Origin of the sequence: Thiocapsa bogorovii, from assembly GCF_021228795.1 — a bacterium.
GTDB classification, from domain to species: domain Bacteria; phylum Pseudomonadota; class Gammaproteobacteria; order Chromatiales; family Chromatiaceae; genus Thiocapsa; species Thiocapsa bogorovii.
In genome coordinates this window covers 537,719-560,003 of sequence record NZ_CP089309.1, presented here as the reverse complement: position 1 = coordinate 560,003, position 22,285 = coordinate 537,719, and the positions used below count along the sequence as shown (strand labels likewise).

The window sequence follows — 22,285 nt, the reverse complement described above, 5'->3', positions numbered from 1 at the left end:
GGACTTCGCTCTCGCTCGTCCTACGGCAGGGATGATGAACAACGCCTGATCGGTGCGGCGATCGTGTCGATCTCCTCCACCGCCCGGCCGCTGTTGTCGAGCAGCGCATCCGCGAGCGCCGTCTCCACCCATGTGAACCCGATCCGTTCCTGCTCCAGACGCAGCCCTTTGCGGATGCGGTTATCGCGCAGATCATCGAACAGGGGCCGCTCCGACGCCGAGAGGCGCGGCAGATCGTGCATGACCTGATCGGACTCCTCGCCCCAGAAGGCCTCGTGCGCCACCAGGGTGTCGCGGTCCATCAGGAAGGAGGCGACCTTGCGGAATCGGGTGCGGAGCTGGTCGAGAATGGCGAAGCCGTGGGTGTCGATGTCGCCCCAGTAGTGCAGGGTGCAGGCCCCGAGCCACTCGGCCCGGGATAGCGCTTCCCACCCATAGCCGGAACCGAAGACGACCAGCGAGGCGGCCGCGTAGGGGAAGGCGAGAAAGTTGGTCTCGTTCTCGGTGATGAAGACGTGCCGAATCGGGATCGCGAGCCGGGCGAAACCCTCGGCATCCAGTGTGATGTCGGCTCGCACCGGTCCAGGCAGCAAGGGAACGGCGTCATCGAGCAGGCGAAACCGGATCCGGTTGGGCTTGTCGAGAAAGCCGTAGCGGGCGGCGAACCGACCGACGCCGACGCGTTCGGCATCGACCGCGGTCGCCGGCAGGACAAGATCGAAAAGCTCCGAGAGGACGCCGCGGTGCGCCTCGATGAACTTGCTGTGGACGCCGGGGATGTCGACCTGCCGGATGTAGATCCTCGGGCGCGGGTGGCGGCTCAGCCAGTCCACCACCGCCAGCAGGCGTTCCCAGTCCTCGGCGAGCGCGATGGCCTGCAAGGGTCGTTTGGCGAGCCAATCGAGCAGCGCCGGCTGTCGCGATCGCGTCATCTCCAGGCAACGCCTGAACCGGGCCGCATCGCCCCGTCGGCCGATCAGGGCGAGCGCGTCCTCGAGTCGGTCGACCCAGAGGGTCTCGGGCAGACGCTGAGGGCCGAGCACGCGATGATTGACCGCGCGCCATTCGATCCGCAGACGCGGGACGGCCGTCAGCTCGGCGATCCAAGCCCGCACCGCCTCGAACCGATCGGCCAGATCTGCGGAGCCGGGTCCCTTCAATCGCAGACGCAGCGGGAATCCGCTCGCGCCGGCCACGTCGTCCGTGACCAGAGGGCGCAGCAGATCGCCGCGCTCCCAGAGTCGGTTCAGCTGCGCCTTGAGATCCGCCGCCGTTGTCCAGCTCATGCCGCCACGCTTGCCCCCGACTCGGCCTTGCGCGCCCTGGACTCTTCGCGATATTCCTCGATCGTCAGATTGCGCAGCTTGGACTCGCGACCGCCTTCGTTGTGCACGAAGCCCACGGCCGAGACGAAGGGCTCGATGATGTGGATCTTCTGCAGCGGCGTGACGATCAGCAGTTGCAGGTTGAGCTGTTGAAAGAGCCGTAGACCGTACTGGGCCGACTCGTCCGAGCCCCGCCCGAAGGCCTCGTCGATCACGACGAAGCGGAAGGATCGCGAGCGCACGGCGCCCCATTCCAGCCCGAATTGATAGGCGAGGCTGGCGGCCAGGATGGTGTAGGCAAGCTTCTCCTTCTGGCCGCCGGATTTGCCGCCTGAGTCCGAATAGTGCTCGAACTCGGTTCCGTCCTCGCGCCAGCGCTCGCTCGCGGCGAATAGGAACCAGTTGCGCACGTCGGTGACCTTGGCGGTCCAGCGCCTGTCCTGGTCGGTCTGACCCTCGCGTCCCCGGAAGCGCTCGATGATGGTCTTGACCTGCAGAAACTTGGCTTCGGAGTACTGCGCATCCTCGGAGCCGGTAAGGGCGCCCTCGGTGCAGGCGCGCAGCTCGGACTGGAAGTCGCGGATCTCGGCGTCAGGGCTGGTCTGGGATTCGAGCGCAATGTAGCGTCCCGGGTTGTAGTCGATCTGGGTCAGCGACTCGTTGATACGCCCGATGCGCTCCTTGATGGTCTCGCGCTCGCGGGCGAGCTGGGCATTGAAGTTGGCGATCTCGTTGATGGTGTTGACGTTCAACAGCTCCTTGAAACGCGCCTCGAAGCGGGGCAGGTCGTCGCGTCCCAGCTGATCGAGCTGTTGTCGGTACTCGAAGGCCGCCTCGACGTTGGCGTCGAGCTCCTGGGTTTCGAGCTTGAAGGCGTCCTTGTAGGCCACCATCGCGGTGATGATCCGATCGCGCAGACCCTTGATCTTGCGTTCTTCGCTGTCGATCCGACTCTGCAGCCAGGCACGCATGTCCTGCTCGCGGTTGTCGCAGGACTCCACGGTCAGTTGATGCTCGCCGAGCGCCTCGGCGCGCATGGCCTCTAGCCGCTCGGTCAGCTCGGCCGATGGCGCGGGACGGTCCTCGTCCCCACTCGGCGCGAGGATCGCTTGGGTCTGAGCTCGGAGCGCCTCGGCATCCTCCTGCTTCTGCTCGATCTTGGCGCGTTTCGATCTCGCCTCTTCCAGCTCGCCCTCGATCACCGCGAGTGCTTGGACGGCCTCGCCCAGGCGCTCATTGAGCTGTTTGAGGAGATTCGAGGCCGATTCCAAGCGTTGTCGCTCGTCAATCAGCGCGGCGACCTCGGTTGCGACGGAGGCCCAATCCAGCTCGTTGAAGTCGACAAACTCTTCCAGTCGCGCCAGTGCGTTCAGGCGATCACCGAGCGCCTTTCGCTCGGACAGGAGCTTGCTCGTGAGTGCGCCGATCTCGGCGAGATGCGCCTCGAGCCGGCGACGCTTGGCCTCCAGCGTCTCGATCTTGGCCGCGTTGGTCCAACCCAGCACATAGCGACTGCGGTCGTCGATGCGGTGACGGTCGTCCTTCTCGTGCCGTCCGGTCGGGTCCTTGATCTGGCCGGCGCGTGTGATGGCGCGGGTCTCGCGCCTGAACTGCTCCTGCGTGATGCAGCAGGCCACGTCGAAACGATGCGCCAGCTCGCGCTCGAGCCAGTCGTAGAAGGGCGAGTCGGGTTTGACGGCGATCTTGCGCACCAGCGAGTCGCGGTGCAGCTCGGGCAGGTCGCCTCGGCCCCCGGTCCGTACCCGGGCGCGCACGTGGAAATAGACCAGACGACCGCGCAACTGGCTGCTGTCGACCCACTCGGCGACGGTCTTGTAGGCCGTGTCCGGCACCAACAGGGACAGGCCGAAGCCGCGCATCAGTCGCTCGGCTGCACCTTCCCAGTCGCGCTCCTCGTCGCGCACCTGCAGCAGCTCGCCCGCGAAGGGCATCGACTCCTCGGAAAGACCCAGGGCGTCGCAGAGCGCGGCACGGATCCGGATCTGCTGGTCGTCGATATTGCTGCGGCGGCGCTTCAGGCTCTCGATCTCGGCCTGAAGGGCATCGTGCTCGAGCTGGCCTTGGCGCAGGGTCACGCTATGCTCGGTCACCGCGTTTTGCAGATCGATGTCGCGAGCCTGCAAACCCTCCCGGATCTCCCCGAGCCGACGCCGTTGCGCGAGAAAGGCCGTTTCGTCCGCGGCCGGGCTCTCGTCGAGACCGGCAGTCAGCTCGGCATAGCGTCGTGCCTTGGTCTGCCGGGCGTCGCGCAGCGCCTCCAGCTTCTTGATCTCGGCGGCCAGGCGTTCGAGTCGGTCCCCGCCGTTTTCGGCCACCGCGCGCTTGAGCTCGTCGACCTGGATCCGCTGATCCTCGCGGCGGCCTTCCAGGCGCTTGACCAGGGCATCGACGCGCTCTCGCTCCTCCTGCAAATGCGCCAGACGTTTCCCGAGCAGCGCCAGTTTCAAACCGGCGAAGTGGACACGCAATCCGTCGCGGCAGCCTCTGAGGTCCTCGACCTCCCGAGTCAGGCCGGCGTGACGCTCGCAGTCCGCCACCAAGGGCGTGAGCATGTCGACCTGCCGCTTGGCCTTGAGCACCGCCTCGTGCGCGCGGTTGAGATCGTCGAAGTGAGCGATCAGCGCCTTGATGCGGGGCTCCACCGCGAAGGGCTCCAGCATGTGTCCGCGCACGAAATCGGTGAGGTTGCCGACCGATTTCATCGAGACCGTCTGATGAAAGAGCTCGAGCGCCTGCTCGCCGTCGATACCCAGCCGGCGCCTGAACCAAGCGCCGTATTTGGGGAAACCGTCCTCGATCTCGGCGCCGAGTCCGCGCAGCTTCTTGCGCAGTTGGGCGATGTCGGTCCCGAAGCGGGAGAAGTCGGTCGCGATCGCGAGATCACGCTCGGCGCAGACGAAGAAGCGGGCCGGCTGACCCTGCGCCTCCTTCATCCAGAAGACCTGCGCGAGTGTCACGGTCTGGTCGTAGCCGGCGTTGTGGAAGACGCCGAGGATGACGGAGTACTTGTTGTGGTCGCGCAGACTCACGGGCTTGGCCGCCCCGGTCACCTCGTTGCGCTCCGATTTGTAATGCCCCAGCACGTAGGAGCGCAGCGTGCGCTCCTTGCTGTCCGCACCCGCGGCCTTGTTGTAGGCGATGCGCTGAGCTGGGACCAAAAGGGTCGTCACAGCATCCACCAGGGTCGACTTGCCCGAGCCGATATCCCCGGTCAGCAGCCCGTTCTTGCCGTCGAGCAAAAGGGTCCAGACGCGCCCGTCGAAGGTGCCCCAGTTGAAGACCTCCAGGCGCGACAGACGAAAGCCGGATAGGCGGTCGTCGGCGACGAAGTCTAGGTCGAGCGATTCAAGCGGCTGCATCGGGCCAGTGATCATTTAGTATCTGTTCGACGGTGAAAGGGCATACGGCGGGAAACAGTGTTTCCTCGACGCCGATCTCCCGTGCGGCCTGGAGTGTGGCCTTGGCGTAAGCGTCGGGGAGAAACCCATCGAGGCGGGCGCGCAGGCTCGGATTGTCGCGGAGCAAAGCAGCGACATCGAGTCGTTGGATCTTGATGGTCAAACGCCAACTGTTGCCGCGTCTTTCCGGCTGATAGCGCCACTTCAGCAGATGCGCCAGGAGGATCGCCAGACGGTTGATCAACTCGCGCCGCTCGCTTGCCCCCATGCTGTCCAACTCCTCGATCAGATGCGCAACATCCAAGTCATCGAACCGCCCTTGCCGCAGGAGGCTCGCCTGGCGCTCGGCCCATTCCGAAAAATCCTGCTCATAGAGCGCTGTCATCGCTTTCCTGACACCCTTCGCGTTGCATGATCGTCACATCGTCACGCGATTGTCGCATGGTTTCAACCCCTTGCGTTCGTCTCCCCAGCTTGGCCCATCCCCTCGTCCAGGCCCCTCGGGTTCCCCGACCGGATGCCAAACTCCGGCGATCTGGACACTGCCGATGTGGCCGAGACGATGATCGAGGCCGTCGCCCCTGACGGCTCAAGCGCTCTTGTCCGGATCGACCTGCATTCGATAGACCGCCAGCCGTGCATCGAAGTCCGCCAACCACTGGGCATCGACGAATGCTTTGAGGATCCGCCGCACCTCATAGCTGTCCGGGCCGCGGGCTGAGCCGCCGGCAGACTTCAGACGGCGCAGGAAGCCCAGCTCGACGACCTTGTTGATGTGGGTCTCGATCTGGTCGATGAGTCTCGCCTCGTTGCTGCTTTGGGGCAGAAAGACCCGCACCAGCTCGACGATCTCGTCGCGCGAGAGCACGAGCCGCGTCTCGGCCCCGCCGGCATCGAACTCGGCGAGCTTCTTGCGCAGCAAGGCCAGCAAGAGGCTGACCGGAAACGACAGCGGCCGACGCGCGACCAGACGCGGCAGCTTGGGCGCGGCCTCGTCCTCGGCGGTCTGGGCGCGGCTCTTGAGGAAGGCGTACCCTTCCGCCTCGTCGAGCACCAGCTCCAGCCCGAGCACCGACACATAGTCCCGCACGCGCGCCTGCAGGTCGAGCAGCGTGCCCCAGAGTCGCTCGTCGCCCTCGCGATAGATGACCCCTTTGAGCAGGCCGATCACCAACGCGGACAGCTCCGCCCCGGTCGCGAGCGCCGGGACGTCCCTGGCCTGTCCTTGGTCGTCGTCCATCCTCACCTCTCTCTGACAAAGATGACGCGGGGCAGTCGGGCGGCCTTTCGCACCGCCATGCCGTCGCCGGCGCGCGTCTCCCAGACGATCACTTCAGGGGTTGCCTCGTCGAGGGTCGTCCTGAAGGCGCCGCTGCCCAGCTGAAGATAGGCCACCAGCTCCGCGAGGCCCTGTTTTAAGGGCTGCAGCTCGGTCAGCTCGCGCAGGGTGATCTGGGCGCGATCCTGCAAGGCATGACGGATGTGGCGGGCCAGCTGCGCGCGGTCGACCACGACCTGCGCATAGAGCGCATCGGCGTCCAGATCGGCGTCGCCTGCCTCGAGCTCCAGATCCGCGATGACCGGCTTCAGCGGCGGGCTGTAGAGCGGGCGCTCCATCGGCAGCTCCACCGCGGCGGCGGACTCGGCAACGCGCATCACCTCGCCGGTCGGCTGATGCTCGCGCAGGGCCAGCGCCTTGGCCTCGATCCCGTGCAGGATGTCCATGATGCGCCGGTTCTCCAGCCACGCCTGGTCGTCCAGAAAGCGCCGCAGCTGCTGCGAGAGCTGCGCAACCGTGCGTTGGGTGTGCTCGCCGGCCTCGAGCCAGTCGTAATGTACCCGACGGGTGCGCGCATCAGGCTTCAGGTCTGCGACCGGGGGGAGGGCGAGCACCCGGTCCAACAGCTCGGTCAGCTCCTCCTGCCGGCGACTGGACATGAGGAAATCCCAAAAGGCCCGGAAGCTGCGCCCTTGGTCGGAGTCGGCGATGGCGTCGCGCTCGCCCATGATTTCTTCCAAGAGCGCACCCTTCGCGCCCTCCCAGAGCGCGATCCGCTCGCGCACCCGCCGATCGAGCAGACGGAAGTTGTGCTCCACCTCGCGGAAATCGGTCAACAGCTCGCGCGCCAACTGCATGAACTGCTGGAAGCGATCCTTCAGCGCCGTGTCGTCCAGCAGCGGCACGTCGCCCCCCAGCACGCGCGCGATCTCGGCATCGATCTCGTCACGCCGCTTGACGAGCTCCGCGATGCGCTTCTCGGGGTCGGCCTCGCTGCCCTCGCTCATCTGTTTGAGCAGCTCGAACAGGGTCAAGAGCCGCGACTCCGTCCCCACGAAGCTGCGCTCCGAGAGGGTGCCGAGCCAGGCGATGGCCTTCTCGGTCGCCGGGGTCAGATCGAATTGCGGCTCGTCCGAGTCACGGGCGTAGAACTTGCGCAGCCAACCTTTATCCGGGCCGGCCCAGTCGTTGAGATAGTCCAACGCCGATTTGGGGAAGCTGCCCTCGCCGAGACGCTCGCGCAGGGCATACAACTCGTCTTCGAGCGCCTCGGCCAGATCCGCCGCCGCCATCACGCGGACATTGGGCTGCACGAAGACGCGGTTCAGAAAGCTCGCCACCAGCGGTGCATGATCCGAGCGCAGCAGCCGCCATGCGGGGTGGTGGGTGCGCAGGGTGTCGAGGGTGGTGAAGTCCATGGTCCGCGGATGATGCCTCAGGACCGGATCGTCTGCGACCTTTGATGGACCGAGGGCGCAGACCGCGGATCAGATCATGCGATCGTCCTCCGCGATCCAATACCGTTGGCTTGGAGCGGCTTCAGGGCGGGGTCGAGGCATCCGCGCGGTAGCGCGCGATGCCGGGGATCGCTTTCCGCAGAGCCGATCACGCGCGGTTTGTCCCAGACCGACTTTCCGCCATCGGCGCATCTCAGCGGATTGGCAGGATATCCAGATCGAGACCCAGCTCGGACCAGACCCGGTCCGCCGTGAGGATTGGCCGCTTGCGTTCTATGGCCAGGGCCAGACAGGCGCGGTCCGCGAGCGACAATCCCTGATGACGGGTTTGATTCCACAAATAGGCGGCGATTTCGGCCTGCTCCTCCGTGAAAGGGACAAAAATGACGCCCACCTCGATGAATTCCTGCCGCATCCCCGAGACATTGACTTGACGTTGCAGTGATTTCTGGACAACCTCGGACCAGTTCACGGCTGAAACCAGCGCACCCGCGAATGCGGACCGAACACGCTCCGCCCCTGGCTCGTCGTGCAGAAACGCCAGCAGACTCGATGCATCGAGGACGAGTGTCACTCCTCGAGCGCCTCTTTCGCCGCCTCGGCGCGGCGCTCCGCGATCAGTTCATCCACCAGACTGACCTCCCCCGGAATGTGGCGAAAGCGATCCTGCAACCGTTTCTCGATGGCCTCGCGCCGCTCCAGCACGAGCGCCTCGCCGTCCTGCCGGGCCACCAGCCGATCGCCCGGTTTCAGGTTCAACGCCTTACGAAGCGCCGCCGGGATCACCAGCCGCCCCTGGGCGCCGATCTGGATCTCGTTGCTGGAAGGAGTGGTTGCCATACCGACCGCCGACGTGTCAATGAAGGCTTAGTGTGGCACTGCGCGGGCTTCCGTGCCAGTCGCTGTTGCTTCCGTTCCGCTGCCCCGCGAGTCGGCCGCCTTGAGCGATGCGAATGTCAAGCCCGACATCGCGTCTGCGTCCGGCTTGTTGGTACGCGTTGTCATCGGGAAGGGTGAGGGGCCCGGCTCAAACAGGTCTCAACTCGACTCGTCGGGCGTGGCGAAGTCCCGTAGCCAGGGATCGAGATGGGCGATGTCGAATGTGCCGGTGTCGAACATCTGAATCATCTCGGCGTGGATCTGCATGGGAGAGCGCTGTAAGTGCCAGCCGTCGATGCGCAGAAAGACGTCGACGGCAGCAAAGGCGACACGCTTGTTGCCGTCCACGAAAGGGTGGTTGATGGCGAGGCTCTCGAACAATGCGGCCGCCTCGGCCACGATGTCGTCGTAGTAACCGGTCTGCGGCCGGAACAGTGCGGATTCCAGCGCGCCTGGATCGCGTACGCCGAGCGCACCGCCGTAGCGCCGGATCAAGACAGTGTGCATGCCAAGGACGTCGGCTACGGTTGGAAAATCGCGGTCGGTCACTTGGCCAGTTCGCGATAGAGGCTGTCGAACTCGTCGAGACTGGAGGCGAACGCGTTCATGACATGCCGTCGCGGCCGCTCTTTCTGCTGGCGGTCGATGTACTCGCGCAGGGCTTCGTCCAACACGGATTGAAATTGGCGCCCTTGGGCTTCGGCGATCTGACGCAGTGCTGCCAGGACCTCGGGCGCAGCTTGGGAAGAGAACTTCTCTCGAGCAGTGGTGGACATGGGCGATTCCGTCAAGATGAATCTTGATATCACAGGATAGGGCATCGAGGAGTGACTGACCACCGACTAAGGCGAATCGCGCGCACTTTCACTGCACAACGTCTCCCGAATAACTTGAGCATGCGGGGAATCCCGCCCACAATTTCCGCATGAACATCGGTGATTACACATACATCTGGCAGGCCAACGATTGGCCGAGGTGGCGCTTTGCCTTGACGGCATTGGCCGGTCCGATGGCGGACGTGAGTCGCGCCCCGGGTTTCTTGCTGGGACACCTGGCCGATGTCGGGATCGCGCTGCGCGATCAGGCCAGCCTTGGCGCGCTCACCGCGGACGTGGTGAAGACCAGCGAGATCGAGGGCGAGCAGCTCGATGTCGAATCCGTGCGTTCGTCCATCGCCCGTCGTCTTGGCGTGGACATCGGCGCCCTGGCCCCGGTCGATCGCCACGTCGAAGGCGTGGTCGAGATGGTGCTTGATGCCACCGCCGACTGCCGTGCGCCGGTGACGCGCGAGCGGTTGTTCGGCTGGCACGCCGCGCTGTTTCCCACCGGCTACTCAGGTCTATCCAAGATCAAGGTCGGATGTTCGCCGGGCAAGTCCCTCTAAGACATCAATGACCTGCTTACGTCTGGCGTACCACGAAGTTCCGGATCGGGCCGGGCCAAGTCCATCTCGGGAAAACTACGGCTCGATTGCGAAGAAGGCGTCGATGAAGGCATCCCTCTCCAATGCTACACCCAGGGAGTATCGGCCATTGCGCGGGGTGAGCCTGATGTCGTCGGCAAGGAGCAGCTCGGTTCGCCGGGCTTCGTAGGTCCCAGGTGCGGGGCGACCTGCCGGAGCAGATCGAGCGCGTGACGGTTGGTGATGGCGTACATGAAACTCGGCGTATGCCGCTCGGAATAGGTGCGCTTGCTTGTCGCCTTGCCGGCTCCGATGGCCTCGAGCAGGTAGTTGATCAACGGGCGGTCTGTGTTGGAAATGGAGACCACGACCTGGCGGTTGTCCTGTTTGTGCTTTCGCAGCAGGGAGACCGTGCCTTCCCCGTCGATCAAACCGGCGATATAGGCTGAGTCGATGCCGCTCAAGGTGTTGACTTTGCCATAATTCGCCACGGATTCTCTGAACACAAAAAGAAAACGGGCCTTGGAGTGGACTCCAAGGCCCGCTGATTGGTGGAGGCGGCGGGACAGTGATTCCCCACCTTTCGGTGAGGCCTGGACTATGCCTTCATCCGTATCGGATACGACCCGATGGGGTCCGGATGCGGGGCGTGTTATCCGCGTTACCGCGGATCCTAGTGAACGCTCTACCGTTGCCGGATCAGCGTCTCTATGAGTCTCTACAGGGCAGGTCTGAGGTTGGCCCTCTTCCTACCCCTCGGCGTTGCCGTGTCGGTCTGAGCCGACTGCAGGGTTCGCCGATGTGAGCCCCGTTTTCACTTTGCCCTCACGAGCAAAGGCGACCTTTGCGTTGATCGAACCCGCGTCCGCAAGCCCTCTGCCATTGGCCCTACATGCTTAGCCCGTTCTATTGTTTTTAGCCTTCCGCCGCCCGAAGGGCAGGGCGATCAGTCGGCGATCTCGAATTAGGTTTTAGCGGATCAGGTCCGAGCCCCCGTCACCGCGATCCCATGTAATGTTACCCCTGGAATCCGCCCCCCATAGGCAGGGAACGGTCAGAGGCTCGCTGGCCTAAGCCGCGAGAGCGTAGTTGTCGTCGTTGGCAACTATAGATTTGCGGTTGGATTTACGAGGTCACCCGCACCTCGGCATGCACCTCAGGTTTTGCGACCCACGTCGAAACCATGTCGCCCCCAAGTCACGAGTCAGACACTCTAGAGTAACCGGGGTTCCGCGGCAAGCTCAGCCGGTCTTGAAGAGGCGTTCCTTGTCGCGTTGCCAGTCGCGATCCTTCTCGGTGTCGCGCTTGTCGTGTTGTTTCTTGCCCTTGGCGAGCCCGATCTCGAGCTTGGCGTTGCCGCGCTTCCAATACATGGCCGTGGGGACGAGCGTGTAGCCGGCGCGCTCGGTCTGGCCGATCAGGCGGTTGATCTCGCTGCGTTTGAGCAGCAGTTTCCGGCTGCGCGTCGGATCCGGATTGACATGGGTAGAGGCGGCGGCCAAGGCGGAAATGTGTGCGCCGATCAGGAACGCCTCGCCGTGCAGGATCTTGACGTAACCCTCTTTGAGCTGGATGCGGCCGGCTCGCAGGCTCTTGACCTCCCAGCCTTCCAAGACAAGGCCGGCCTCGATGCGCTGCTCGATGAAATACTCGTGCCCGGCCTTCTTGTTGAGCGCGATGGTCGAGCCGCCATCGTTCTTCTTCTTTCCTTTCGCCATAAGCCGCGTCCCGGAAGTCAAAAACCCACGTTCGGATCGGAGGCCGCTCTGGGGAGGCCCACGCGAGCCTCGCGTCGGACGCGGCTTATTAAGAATAAAAAATGATTGAAATGCGTCTGGACGGCGCTCGTTGCTGGCTCCGAGCGTGGCCGACGGGCTCGGAGAAGACAGGATGCACCGGACGCATTTCAAAGTGTAAATCAAACGAGGCTTGATTTCCGCACGGAGGCCGGCTAAATTTGCGGGCTCGACTTACCTGGAGGGTCCCATGCGCCAGCCGCTGATCGCCGGAAACTGGAAAATGAACGGCAGCAAGTCCAGTGCCGAGTCGCTGTTGAACGGCGTCGTGTCAGGCGCTCGCGGTCTCTCCAAGACCGACGTTGCAGTGTGCGTCCCGTATCCGTACCTCTATCTCGGCGAATCGTTGCTTGCCGGAAGCTCGGTTCGGCTAGGTGCCCAAAACCTCTGTACGGAAGCCGGTGGCGCTTTCACGGGCGAGGTGTCGGGATCGATGCTTGCTGACTTCGGATGCGGGTACGTGATCTGTGGTCATTCCGAACGTCGCGAGTACTATGGCGAGAACGAGGCATCCATCGCGCAGAAGATGGTACGTGCGGTGGAGAGCGGCTTGACGCCGATCCTGTGTGTCGGCGAGACGCTCCAGCAGCGCGAGGCCGGCGAAACGGAGTCGGTTATCGGCACTCAGATCGACGGTATCATCGAACGCATCGGCATCGATGCCTTTGACGGGATCGAGATCGCGTACGAGCCTGTGTGGGCGATCGGCACCGGAATGACGGCGACGCCCGAGCAGGCCCAAGCCGTTCACGCCTTCATCCGCGGACGGATCGCTGCGCTCAAGGGTCCGATCGCCGAGAAGTTGCGCATCCTTTACGGAGGAAGCATGAAGCCCGGAAATGCCGCGGAGTTGCTGGGGCAGCCGGACATCGACGGCGGCCTGATCGGCGGCGCGTCGCTGAGCGCCGACGATTTTCTAGCGATTTGTCAGGCCGGAGAACAGCTCGCGGCCTAATGCTGCGGCAACGAGACACGTATGCAAACCATTTTGACCGTCATGCAGGTCTTCCTGTCGCTTGGATTGATCGGGTTGATCCTGATCCAACACGGGAAGGGTGCTGATGCCGGTGCGGCGTTCGGAAGTGGCGCGTCCGCAACCGTCTTCGGTGCTCGCGGGTCGGGTTCATTCCTGACGCGTACCACGGGCATCATGGCCACAATGTTCTTTCTCACCAGCATGGCTCTAGCGTACTATGCGACGAAGGGGTCAGAGCCGGTGACGATCATGGACCGTGTGGACGAGCGCACGATCCTTGTTCCCCCGCCCGCAGCCGTGCCGCCGACCTCTGATATCCCGGCGATCCCCGGGGGCGAGGTTGAAAGAGCGGGGGTATCCTCTTCGGATGTTCCGGTGGGGGAGGTACCCGCTGCCGACGTGTCGACCGAGACCGTTGTGGAGACGGTCATCGAGGAGACGCCAGAGGGCGCTGTCGAGGTCGACACAACCGAGGCGACTCTCGACGGGAGTGCGCCCGAAGAGCAGAATAAGGACGTGAGCGCCGACCCGGCGACAGGCAATTAGAGAGTTAACGCCGACGTGGTGAAATTGGTAGACACGCTATCTTGAGGGGGTAGTGGCGTAAGCCGTGCCAGTTCGAGTCTGGCCGTCGGCACCATCTGCAAGTTCAGTAAAGCAAACGGCATGCCGCTCTCGCGGCATGCCTTTTTTTTGCGCAAAGGTTTGAAAAGCCTAATAATTTGAATAGAGCCGCGGGTTGACAGTGCCGTGATGGCTGCACTAGACTCTCCGTCCGGCTCGACGTCAGAGAATAAGTAAATTCGGGAGGACTGATGCTCGACAATTATCTGCCGATCCTGATCTTCATTATTGTCGGGATCCTGGTCGGTGTCGGCCCGCTCGTATTGGGTTACCTTTTGGGACCTCGCCGCCCGGACGCGGAGAAAGACTCCCCCTATGAATGTGGGTTTGCGGCCTTCGAGAGTGCGCGTTTAAAGTTCGACGTACGCTACTACTTGGTTGCGATCCTCTTCATCGTCTTTGATCTGGAGATCGCCTTCCTCTTCCCGTGGGCGGTGGTGCTCGACGAGCTCGGCATGTACGGCTTCTGGGCCATGTTCGTCTTCCTCGGGATCCTAGTGGTCGGCTTCATCTACGAGTGGAAGAAGGGGGCGCTAGAATGGGAATAGAGGGCATCCTCGAAGAAGGCGTCGTCACCACGACGGCCGACAAGCTCATCAATTGGGCCCGAACCGGATCCCTGTGGCCGATGACCTTTGGCTTGGCCTGCTGTGCGATCGAGATGATGCACGCAGGTGCGGCGCGCTATGACCTGGACCGCTTCGGGATCGTGTTTCGGCCCAGCCCCCGCCAATCCGACGTCATGATCGTTGCGGGTACCCTGGTCAACAAAATGGCTCCGGCGCTGCGTAAGGTCTACGACCAGATGGCCGAGCCGCGGTGGGTGATCTCGATGGGGTCCTGTGCGAACGGCGGCGGCTACTACCACTATTCCTACGCGGTCGTGCGCGGTTGTGATCGGATTGTTCCGGTCGATATTTACGTGCCGGGATGCCCGCCCACTGCCGAGGCCTTGCTTTACGGCATCCTGCAGTTGCAGAACAAGATTCGCCGTACCAATACCATCGCTCGCTAGAGTCGTACCCTATTCCAATGGCAAAAGACATCCTGTCCAACCCCGCCAGGTTGACCGCGCTCGTCGATGCACTCGGCGAGGCGCTGCTCGGCCAGGGGTGCGAGACCGTCACGGACCTCGGCGAGGTCACCCTGATCGTGCCGTCGGAGCGTTTGACCGACGTGGCGTGGATCCTTCGTGACCATCCACAGTTGCGGTTCGAGCAGCTGATCGACCTCTGCGGTGTCGACTACGCCGCTTACGGCAAGTCCGAGTGGGCGACTGAAGAGGCATCCACGACGGGTTTCGGCCGAGGCGTCGATCGAGACCAGGAGCTGGCCGTCGACGACCCCAAGCGCTTTGCTGTCGTCTACCACCTCCTGTCGCTCGTACACAATCGGCGGGTTCGTCTGCGCGTCTATACGGGGAGCAGTCAGCCGATGGTCGACTCGGTCGTCCCCGTCTGGGCGGCGGCCAATTGGTTCGAGCGCGAGGCCTTCGATCTTTTCGGGATCCTTTTCCGGGGCCATCCCGATTTGCGTCGAATCCTCACCGACTACGGCTTTGTCGGGCATCCCTTTCGGAAGGATTTCCCCCTATCAGGGCATGTGGAGATGCGCTACGACCCGGAGCAAGGTCGGGTCATCTACGAACCGGTCTCGATCCCGCCGCGTGTCCTGGTGCCGCGCGTGATCCGCTCCGACAGTCGATACGTGCAGACGGGCGTGAGCTCGGAGTCATCGGATGCCTGAGATTCGCAACTACACGCTGAACTTCGGGCCTCAGCATCCCTCGGCCCACGGCGTTCTGCGTCTGGTGCTCGAGATGGACGGCGAGGTCATCGAGCGGGCCGATCCGCATATCGGTTTGCTGCATCGCGCGACCGAGAAGCTTGCCGAGTCCAAACCGTTCAACCAGAGCATCGGCTACATGGATCGGCTCGACTATGTGTCGATGATGTGCAACGAGCATGGCTATGTCCGGGCGATCGAGAAGCTGCTCGGGGTCGAGGCCCCGGAGCGCGCTCAGTACATCCGCACCATGTTCGACGAGATTACCCGCATCCTGAATCATCTGATGTGGCTCGCCGCGCATGGTCTGGACATCGGGGCCATGACGGTTTTCCTCTACTGCTTCCGCGAGCGTGAAGACCTGCTCGACTGTTACGAGGCGGTTTCGGGCGCGCGGATGCACGCCACCTATTATCGCCCCGGCGGTGTCTACCGGGATCTGCCCGATCGGATGCCGCAGTACTCGGGAAGCTCCAAGTGGCACAGCGCCAAGACCATCGCAAAGCGCAACGGACCGCGTCAGGGCTCGCTGCTCGACTTCATCGAGGATTTTGCCGATCGCTTTCCGGCTCATGTCGACGAATACGAGACCCTGCTGACGGATAATCGGATCTGGAAGCAGCGCACCGTCGGGATCGGTGTCGTTTCGCCAGAGCGTGCGCTCCAGCTTGGGTTTACGGGTCCGATGCTGCGTGGGTCCGGTGTCGAATGGGATCTGCGCAAGAAGCAGCCTTATGCCGCCTACGACAAGATGGACTTCGATATCCCGGTCGGGGTCAACGGCGATTGCTATGACCGCTATCTGGTCCGTATGGAGGAAATGCGCCAGTCCAATCGGATCATCAAGCAGTGCGTGCAATGGCTGCGCGAGAATCCCGGCCCGGTCGCGATCGATGACCACAAGGTCATGCCGCCGTCGCGCGCCGACATGAAGGACGACATGGAAGCCTTGATCCACCACTTCAAACTCTTTACCGAGGGCTATTGTCCGCCGCCCGGCGAGGTGTATGCCGCCGTCGAGGCCCCGAAGGGCGAGTTCGGTTGCTACATCGTCTCGGACGGTGCCAATAAGCCCTATCGTCTGAAGGTCCGTGCGCCAGGCTTTCCGCATCTCGCCGCATTGGACGAGATGTCGCAAGGCCACATGCTCGCCGACGTCGTGGCGATCATCGGGACGCTGGATGTTGTCTTCGGGGAGATCGATCGCTGATGAGCTTTCGCAACGCGCCGCTTGCGGTCATTCACGATCGCGATAAATCGACCCTCTTCACCGCCGAGATTCGCGAGCAGATTGATGCGTGGATCGCCAAGTATCCAGCCGAATGGAAACAGTCCGCGGTGATGCCCGCGCTGACCATCGTGCAGGATGCCAATGGCGGCTGGCTGACCCCCGAGCTCATGAATGATGTCGCCGCCTATCTGGATATGCCGGAGGTGTCCGTTTACGAGGTCGCGACCTTCTACGGCATGTATGATCTGGAGCCCCAGGGTCGACACAAGGTGTGCGTTTGCAACAGCGTGTCTTGCCTGCTGCTGGGCTCCGAGGAGCTGATCGAGCATGTCGAGCACAAGTACGACGTGCGTCTCGGCGAGACGACCGCCGACGGTCGCTTCACCTTCAAAGAGGTGGAGTGTCTCGGTGCGTGTCGGCATGCGCCGGCGGTGCTGGTCGACAAGACCTATCACGAGAACCTCTCGCCCCAAGCGCTCGATAAGTTGATCGACGAGCTGGAGTAGGCCGATGGTCCCGAATCAGAACAGCGTCTGTTTTCGCAACATGCACCTGGATGCGACGACCCGGCATACCTTGGATGCCTATCGCAGCCTCGGCGGCTATGTGCAATGGGAAAAGATCCTGCGCGAGCGTCCGGATCCGGCCGACATCATTGAAGAGATCAAGCTCTCGGCACTGCGCGGTCGCGGCGGTGCGGGCTTCCCGACCGGCCTGAAGTGGAGCTTCATGCCCCGCACGGCGCCCGGCCAAAAGTACATCGTCTGTAACTCCGACGAGGGTGAGCCGGGGACCTGCAAGGATCGCGACATCCTGCGCTATAACCCGCATCAGTTGATTGAAGGCATGGCGATCGCCGGCTACTGCATCGGCGCAACGGTCGGCTACAACTATATCCGCGGCGAGTTCTACGAGCCGATCGAACGGTGCGAGGAGGCCATCCGCGAGGCCTACGCGGCGGGTCTGTTGGGCAAGGACATCCAGGGCTCGGGTGTGGATTTCGACCTCTACAACCATCTTGGCGCCGGCGCCTACATCTGCGGCGAGGAAACCGCTCTACTCGAGTCGATCGAGGGCAAGAAGGGACAGCCGCGCTTCAAGCCGCCGTTCCCGGCCCAGTTCGGTCTCTACGGGCGTCCGACCACCATCAACAACACCGAGTCGCTGGCTTCGATCCCGGTCATCCTGGAGAAGGGCGGGCAGTGGTTCTTGGAGCAGGGGCGCCCGAACAACGGCGGCCCCAAGCTCTTCTCGGTCACCGGGCATGTCGCGCGTCCGGATAACTTCGAGATTCCACTGGGCACACCCTTCCGGGATCTGCTCGAGCTGGCCGGCGGGATGAAAGACGGCCGTGCGCTCAAGGCCGTGATTCCCGGCGGATCGTCCGTCCCGGTCGTGCCCGGCGAGATCATGATGGATGTGGACATGGACTACGACTCGATCGCCAAGGCCGGCTCGATGCTGGGCTCGGGCGCCGTGATCGTGATCGCCGAGGGGACCTGCATGGTCAGGGTGCTTCACAACCTGGCGCACTTCTACATGCACGAGTCCTGCGGTCAGTGCACGCCCTGTCGCGAAGGTACCGGTTGGCTGGAGCGGGTGCTGCGCCGCATCCTGGACGGCAAGGGCCGGCCGGGCGACCTGGATTTGCTCGACAGTGTCGCGGGTCGGATCGGCGGTCGGACCATTTGTGCCCTCGGCGATGCCGCCGCAATGCCGGTGCAGAGCTTTCTCAAGCATTATCGACACGAATTCGAGCACCTGATCGAGCACGGCCAAAGCATGGCAGCCTAGAAACCTGCGGCCTGATCCGAATCGGGGCGGGCGCGGCTCGCCGTCCTCGCCCCGGAATCGCAAACTTGTAGAATGGCCCCGTTCGCGCGAGCGAGCAGGTCCGAGAACGTGCGCCGCACCGGTGCGCGACACCCGGCCCAAGGGCGCCGATCGAGAGAGCTGAATGACGGATAAGATCACGATCGAGATCGACGGCCGCACCTGCGAGGCGGAACCGGGAGAGATGATCATCGCGGTCGCGGACCGCGAGGGGATCATCATCCCGCGTTTCTGCTATCACAAGAAGCTGTCCATCGCGGCCAACTGCCGCATGTGTCTGGTCGAGGCGGAGCAGGGCGGTCGCCCTTTTCCCAAGCCGGTACCCGCGTGCGCCACTCCGGTCGGTACGGGCATGAAGGTCCAGACGCGCTCGCCCAAGGCCATCGATGCCCAGCAGGGGACGATGGAGTTCCTGCTCATCAATCATCCGCTCGACTGTCCGATTTGCGACCAGGGCGGCGAATGCGAGCTACAGGACGTCGCGATGGGCTACGGCGGCGACGTCTCGCGCTTCTCCGAGCGCAAGCGGGTTGTCAAGGACGAGGATCTCGGGCCGCTCATCGCCACCGATATGACACGCTGCATCCATTGCACCCGCTGCGTACGCTTCGGCGCAGAGATCGCCGGCGTACGTGAGCTCGGCGCGACGGGTCGCGGCGAAGATATGCGCATCGGGACCTTCGTCGCCCATACCGTGAGCCACGAACTCTCGGGCAATATCATCGATCTCTGCCCTGTCGGTGCGCTGACCTCCAAGCCGTACCGCTTCACGGCGCGGGCCTGGGAGCTGACCGACGCCGACAGCATTGCCCCACATGACGGGGTCGGCTCGAACATTCGTCTGCATGTGCGCGGCGGGCGGGTCATGCGGGTGCATCCGCGCGACAACGAGGCGGTCAACGAGACCTGGATCTCGGATCGCGACCGTTTCAGCTATGCGGGTCTGAATGCCGAGGATCGCCTGACTGCGCCCATGATCAAGATCGACGGGGTCTGGCGCGAGGTCGAGTGGCAAGAGGCCCTGACTGCGGTCGCCGAACATCTAAAGGCCGCCGATGCGAGCCGCATGGGCTGGCTGATGGCCCCGAACGCGACGCTCGAGGAGCTCTATCTGGCGCAGCGGGTTGCGCGCGGCCTGGGTTGCGCCAATATCGATCATCGTCTGCGCCAGCAGGACTTCAGCGGTGACGACGCCGATCCGATGCTGCCTTGGCTGGGTCTGCCGATCGCCGACCTGGAGACCCGCGAGGCGATCCTCCTAATCGGAACCGAGATCCGCCAAGAGCAGCCGCTGTTGGCCCACCGCATCCGAAAGGCTGCGCTGGAGGGTGCGACCGTCGCCTGCGTGAATCCCTTGACCCTGGCGCTGACCCATCCCGCCCGGCAGTTGGTCGGGACGCCTGCGCAGATGGTCGCGGACCTCGCGGCGATCGCCAAGGCGCTGGGTGCCAAGGCGTCGAAGACACTCAAGACAGTCATCGGCGCGGCCAAGCCCGACGACGCCCATCAGGCGATCGCCGAGGCCCTGCGTGCTGCGGGAGAGAAGTCTGCCGGCGCGGTCTTGCTGGGCGCGCTGGCCGCCGCTCATCCGGACTACGCGCTGCTCAAGGCGCTGGCCTATCGGATCGGTAAATTGAGCGGCGCCGTCGTGGGTTTCCTGCCGGCCTCGGCGAACAGCATCGGCGCGCATCTGGCCGGCGCCGTGCCCCAGGGTCTGCCCGGCGGTCGGGCGGCCGAGTCGAAGGGCCGCGGGGTCGGCGAGATGCTGAGTGCGCCGCCGAGCACGCTGGTCCTCTGGGGCTTGGAGCCGGATCGGGATCTCATCGACCCCGCGCGGGCGATGGCCATGTGCGAATCGGCCGATCGCGTGATTGCCTGCTCGGCTTTTCGCTCGCCTTCGCTCGAGGCCGTTGCCGACGTCCTGCTTCCGATCGGTGCGTTTGCCGAAACCTCCGGCACCTTTGTCAACGCGGGGGGGCTGTGGCAGCGGTTTCAGGGTGCGGTCGCGCCCCCCGGCGAGGCACGTCCCGGCTGGAAGGTGTTGCGCGTGCTGGGCAATCTGCTGGATCTTCCGGGCTTCGAGTATCGGGATGCGGCGCAGGTGCGCGACGAGCTTGACGGGCTGTGCGGCGATGCCTCGCTCGACAACACCCCGCGCAGGGATTATCCGACGGCTACACCCAGCACAACCGCCGGCCTGATGCGGCTCGGGAGCGTGCCCATCTATGCCCTGGATCCGCTGGTCCGACGGGCTCCGGCCCTGCAGCGCACACCCGTGCACGGCGCGGCTTTCGGTGTCTATCTGCATCCAGAGCAGGCGCGTGGCGATGGACTGATTGCCGATCAGACGGTCTTGATCATTCAGAACGGCCACGAGGTCGAGGCCAATGTCTTCCTGGACGACGCTATCGCGATGGGCTGTGCGCGGATCCCGGCAGCCGTGACCGGAAGCGGGCGGCTGGGCGCGCAGATCGGCCCGGTCGAGATCAGGCCGTGGTTCGGCGAGACGGGCAGCGAGGCGGGATGAGTCAACGATGATCGAACTATGGAATGCGCTTCCCGTGGTGATCCAGATCCTGATCAAGATCATCGCAATCGTTTTGCCGCTCCTCGGAATGGTCGCCTATTACACCTTGGCCGAGCGCAAGGTGATCGGCTATATCCAGGTCCGCATCGGACCCAACCGGGTCGGCTGGCGCGGCTCGCTGCAGCCGATTGCGGATGCGGTCAAGCTGATGATGAAGGAGATCGTCATCCCGACCAAGGCCGACAAAGCTTTGTTCTTGTTGGCGCCCATGATCGCGATCGCGCCGGCCTTGGCTGCCTGGGCGGTGTTCCCCTTCGACGAAGGGCTGGTGCTGTCCGACATCAATGCCGGCTTGCTCTATTTGCTTGCGCTGACCTCTCTCGGTGTCTACGGCATCATCATCGCGGGGTGGGCGTCGAACTCCAAATATGCCCTGCTCGGCGCTATGCGCTCGGCCGCTCAGATCGTCGCCTACGAGATCGCGATGGGCTTCGCGCTGGTCGGCGTTCTCGTCGCGGCCGGGAGCCTGAATCTGGGCGCCATCGTCGCGGCCCAAGAGGGTAACCTCCTCACCTGGTTCTGGCTGCCGTTGTTGCCCTTGTTCGGCGTCTATCTGATCTCGGGGATTGCCGAAACCAACCGTGCGCCCTTCGACGTCGCCGAAGGCGAGTCCGAGATCGTCGCGGGTTTCCATGTGGAGTATTCCGGGATGGCCTTCGCGGTCTTCTTCCTCGCCGAATACGCGAACATGATCCTCATCTCGGCACTTTCGGCCCTGCTCTTCATGGGAGGCTGGCTATCGCCCTTCCCGCAGGGCTGGATCGAAGGCGTTCCGATCCTGGGTGACGGCTTCCATTGGCTGCTGCTCAAGACCTTCTTCTTCATGTTCGTATTCTTGTGGTTACGGGCGACCTTCCCGCGGTATCGCTACGACCAGATCATGCGTCTGGGTTGGAAGGTCTTCATCCCGATCACGATCGTCTGGATCCTGGTGGTGGCGCTTGCGGTGCTCGCCGAGCTGCCCCCTTGGTGGTCCGCCTGACCCGGAGACGACCGATGTTGAAAGCCACACGCGAATACCTCCAAAGCCTTTTGATGGTCGAGCTCTTCAAGGGCTTGAGCCTGACGGGCGCTTATCTGTTCAAGCGCAAATTCACGGTCCAGTATCCGGAGGAGAAGGCCCCGATCTCGCCGCGTTTTCGCGGCCTGCATGCCTTGCGGCGCTATCCCAACGGCGAGGAACGCTGCATCGCCTGCAAGCTCTGCGAGGCGGTCTGTCCGGCACTGGCCATCACGATCGAGGCCGAGCCGCGCGAGGACGGATCCAGGCGGACGACGCGCTACGATATCGACCTCTTCAAGTGCATTTATTGCGGCTTCTGCGAGGAGTCTTGCCCGGTAGACTCGATCGTCGAGACCGGGGTCTACGAATATCACTTCGAGAATCGCGGCGAGAACATCATGACCAAGGACAAGCTCCTCGCGATCGGTGACAAGTACGAGGCGGACATCGCCGCGGCTCGCGCGGCGGACGCGCCCTACCGCTGAACGCGATGGGCCCCGGATCGCAGGGACCGCAGCCGGTGGGTGAAGGCACGCTGGAGGATCGGTGCCTTCGTGCGCAGCGTTCCGGGGTTTTCGTCGATCCGCTCTTACGGCGCGTCGGGGCTCGATCGATCACAAGGTGATCAGGCGCCGATCGGGCGCTCCGTTGGCGCTCATTTGACCATTGCGCCTAACCACGGCATTCGG

23 protein-coding genes, 1 tRNA gene and 1 other RNA gene are annotated in these 22,285 nt (G+C 63.7%); 13 read left to right on the top strand and 12 right to left on the bottom strand.

Annotated features, from left to right (window positions below):
• Positions 1 to 20: 20 nt before the first annotated feature.
• The 9 genes from LT988_RS02725 to LT988_RS02685 form a co-directional block, all read right to left on the bottom strand.
• Positions 21 to 1,286, bottom strand: coding sequence for a DUF3322 domain-containing protein (locus LT988_RS02725; protein WP_232408724.1), 1,266 nt, complete (start codon positions 1,284 to 1,286; stop codon positions 21 to 23).
• Positions 1,283 to 4,720, bottom strand: coding sequence for an ATP-binding protein (locus tag LT988_RS02720; RefSeq protein WP_232408723.1), 3,438 nt, complete (start codon positions 4,718 to 4,720; stop codon positions 1,283 to 1,285). Before LT988_RS02720 ends, LT988_RS02725 begins: the two co-directional genes overlap by 4 nt.
• The gene (locus LT988_RS02715) at positions 4,692 to 5,129 is read right to left on the bottom strand and encodes a DUF29 domain-containing protein (RefSeq protein WP_232408722.1); all 438 of its coding nucleotides are present in this window, start codon (positions 5,127 to 5,129) and stop codon (positions 4,692 to 4,694) included. The genes LT988_RS02720 and LT988_RS02715 overlap by 29 nt, the downstream gene beginning before the upstream one ends.
• Positions 5,130 to 5,333: 204 nt before the next feature.
• Entirely contained in the window at positions 5,334 to 5,984 is a 651-nt protein-coding gene (locus LT988_RS02710) for a DUF4194 domain-containing protein (RefSeq protein ID WP_232408721.1), read from the bottom strand.
• Between the two features lie 2 nt (positions 5,985 to 5,986).
• Entirely contained in the window at positions 5,987 to 7,441 is a 1,455-nt protein-coding gene (locus LT988_RS02705; protein WP_232408720.1) for a DUF3375 domain-containing protein, read from the bottom strand.
• Positions 7,442 to 7,673: 232 nt separating this feature from the next.
• A complete protein-coding gene (locus LT988_RS02700; protein WP_232408719.1) occupies positions 7,674 to 8,054 on the bottom strand; it encodes a type II toxin-antitoxin system VapC family toxin in 381 nt (126 codons plus the stop codon).
• Complete coding sequence (locus tag LT988_RS02695) at positions 8,051 to 8,320, bottom strand: AbrB/MazE/SpoVT family DNA-binding domain-containing protein (RefSeq protein ID WP_232408718.1); 270 nt, start codon at positions 8,318 to 8,320, stop codon at positions 8,051 to 8,053. The genes LT988_RS02700 and LT988_RS02695 overlap by 4 nt, the downstream gene beginning before the upstream one ends.
• A 198-nt stretch (positions 8,321 to 8,518) precedes the next feature.
• Positions 8,519 to 8,908, bottom strand: a complete 390-nt coding sequence (locus tag LT988_RS02690) for a type II toxin-antitoxin system death-on-curing family toxin (RefSeq protein ID WP_269752093.1) — start codon at positions 8,906 to 8,908, stop codon at positions 8,519 to 8,521.
• Complete coding sequence (locus LT988_RS02685; RefSeq protein WP_232408716.1) at positions 8,905 to 9,135, bottom strand: hypothetical protein; 231 nt, start codon at positions 9,133 to 9,135, stop codon at positions 8,905 to 8,907. Before LT988_RS02685 ends, LT988_RS02690 begins: the two co-directional genes overlap by 4 nt.
• 149 nt (positions 9,136 to 9,284) lie before the next feature.
• On the opposite strand from LT988_RS02685, the gene LT988_RS02680 reads away from it, so the two are divergent.
• Complete coding sequence (locus LT988_RS02680; protein ID WP_232408715.1) at positions 9,285 to 9,743, top strand: DUF4172 domain-containing protein; 459 nt, start codon at positions 9,285 to 9,287, stop codon at positions 9,741 to 9,743.
• Positions 9,744 to 9,868: 125 nt separating this feature from the next.
• Here LT988_RS02680 and LT988_RS02675 read toward each other — a convergent pair whose 3' ends face one another.
• The 3 genes from LT988_RS02675 to smpB form a co-directional block, all read right to left on the bottom strand.
• The gene (locus LT988_RS02675; RefSeq protein WP_232408714.1) at positions 9,869 to 10,252 is read right to left on the bottom strand and encodes an LAGLIDADG family homing endonuclease; all 384 of its coding nucleotides are present in this window, start codon (positions 10,250 to 10,252) and stop codon (positions 9,869 to 9,871) included.
• 359 nt (positions 10,253 to 10,611) lie between these two features.
• Positions 10,612 to 10,947: a transfer-messenger RNA gene (ssrA, locus tag LT988_RS02670) on the bottom strand.
• A 55-nt stretch (positions 10,948 to 11,002) separates the two neighbouring features.
• Positions 11,003 to 11,479 (bottom strand): SsrA-binding protein SmpB, encoded by a 477-nt coding sequence (smpB, locus tag LT988_RS02665; protein ID WP_232408713.1) that lies wholly within the window; start codon positions 11,477 to 11,479, stop codon positions 11,003 to 11,005.
• A gap of 268 nt (positions 11,480 to 11,747) precedes the next feature.
• Here smpB and tpiA point away from each other — a divergent pair, with 268 nt between their 5' ends.
• The 12 genes from tpiA (at position 11,748) to nuoI (ending at position 22,081) form a co-directional block, all read left to right on the top strand.
• Positions 11,748 to 12,512, top strand: coding sequence for a triose-phosphate isomerase (gene tpiA, locus LT988_RS02660; protein ID WP_232408712.1), 765 nt, complete (start codon positions 11,748 to 11,750; stop codon positions 12,510 to 12,512).
• A 42-nt stretch (positions 12,513 to 12,554) separates the two neighbouring features.
• Positions 12,555 to 13,079: a preprotein translocase subunit SecG gene (gene secG / locus LT988_RS02655; RefSeq protein ID WP_408648039.1), complete on the top strand. Its 525-nt coding sequence runs from the start codon at positions 12,555 to 12,557 to the stop codon at positions 13,077 to 13,079.
• A gap of 9 nt (positions 13,080 to 13,088) precedes the next feature.
• Positions 13,089 to 13,173: transfer RNA gene (locus LT988_RS02650), tRNA-Leu, on the top strand.
• 175 nt (positions 13,174 to 13,348) lie between these two features.
• Positions 13,349 to 13,705: an NADH-quinone oxidoreductase subunit A gene (locus LT988_RS02645; protein ID WP_232408710.1), complete on the top strand. Its 357-nt coding sequence runs from the start codon at positions 13,349 to 13,351 to the stop codon at positions 13,703 to 13,705.
• Complete coding sequence (locus LT988_RS02640) at positions 13,696 to 14,172, top strand: NuoB/complex I 20 kDa subunit family protein (RefSeq protein ID WP_093028587.1); 477 nt, start codon at positions 13,696 to 13,698, stop codon at positions 14,170 to 14,172. The genes LT988_RS02645 and LT988_RS02640 overlap by 10 nt, the downstream gene beginning before the upstream one ends.
• 17 nt (positions 14,173 to 14,189) lie before the next feature.
• Positions 14,190 to 14,903, top strand: a complete 714-nt coding sequence (locus tag LT988_RS02635; RefSeq protein ID WP_232408709.1) for an NADH-quinone oxidoreductase subunit C — start codon at positions 14,190 to 14,192, stop codon at positions 14,901 to 14,903.
• Positions 14,896 to 16,152 (top strand): NADH-quinone oxidoreductase subunit D, encoded by a 1,257-nt coding sequence (locus LT988_RS02630; RefSeq protein WP_232408708.1) that lies wholly within the window; start codon positions 14,896 to 14,898, stop codon positions 16,150 to 16,152. The genes LT988_RS02635 and LT988_RS02630 overlap by 8 nt, the downstream gene beginning before the upstream one ends.
• Positions 16,152 to 16,679, top strand: coding sequence for an NADH-quinone oxidoreductase subunit NuoE family protein (locus LT988_RS02625; RefSeq protein WP_232408707.1), 528 nt, complete (start codon positions 16,152 to 16,154; stop codon positions 16,677 to 16,679). The genes LT988_RS02630 and LT988_RS02625 overlap by 1 nt, the downstream gene beginning before the upstream one ends.
• Positions 16,680 to 16,683: 4 nt before the next feature.
• Positions 16,684 to 17,967 carry an NADH-quinone oxidoreductase subunit NuoF gene (gene nuoF, locus LT988_RS02620; RefSeq protein ID WP_232408706.1) on the top strand — a complete coding sequence of 428 codons (1,284 nt, stop codon included), beginning with the start codon at positions 16,684 to 16,686 and terminating at the stop codon, positions 17,965 to 17,967.
• 163 nt (positions 17,968 to 18,130) lie between these two features.
• A complete protein-coding gene (nuoG, locus tag LT988_RS02615) occupies positions 18,131 to 20,533 on the top strand; it encodes an NADH-quinone oxidoreductase subunit NuoG (RefSeq protein WP_232408705.1) in 2,403 nt (800 codons plus the stop codon).
• A 7-nt stretch (positions 20,534 to 20,540) separates the two neighbouring features.
• Complete coding sequence (gene nuoH, locus LT988_RS02610) at positions 20,541 to 21,575, top strand: NADH-quinone oxidoreductase subunit NuoH (RefSeq protein ID WP_232408704.1); 1,035 nt, start codon at positions 20,541 to 20,543, stop codon at positions 21,573 to 21,575.
• 14 nt (positions 21,576 to 21,589) lie between these two features.
• A complete protein-coding gene (gene nuoI / locus LT988_RS02605) occupies positions 21,590 to 22,081 on the top strand; it encodes an NADH-quinone oxidoreductase subunit NuoI (protein WP_408648038.1) in 492 nt (163 codons plus the stop codon).
• Positions 22,082 to 22,285 lie beyond the last annotated feature (204 nt).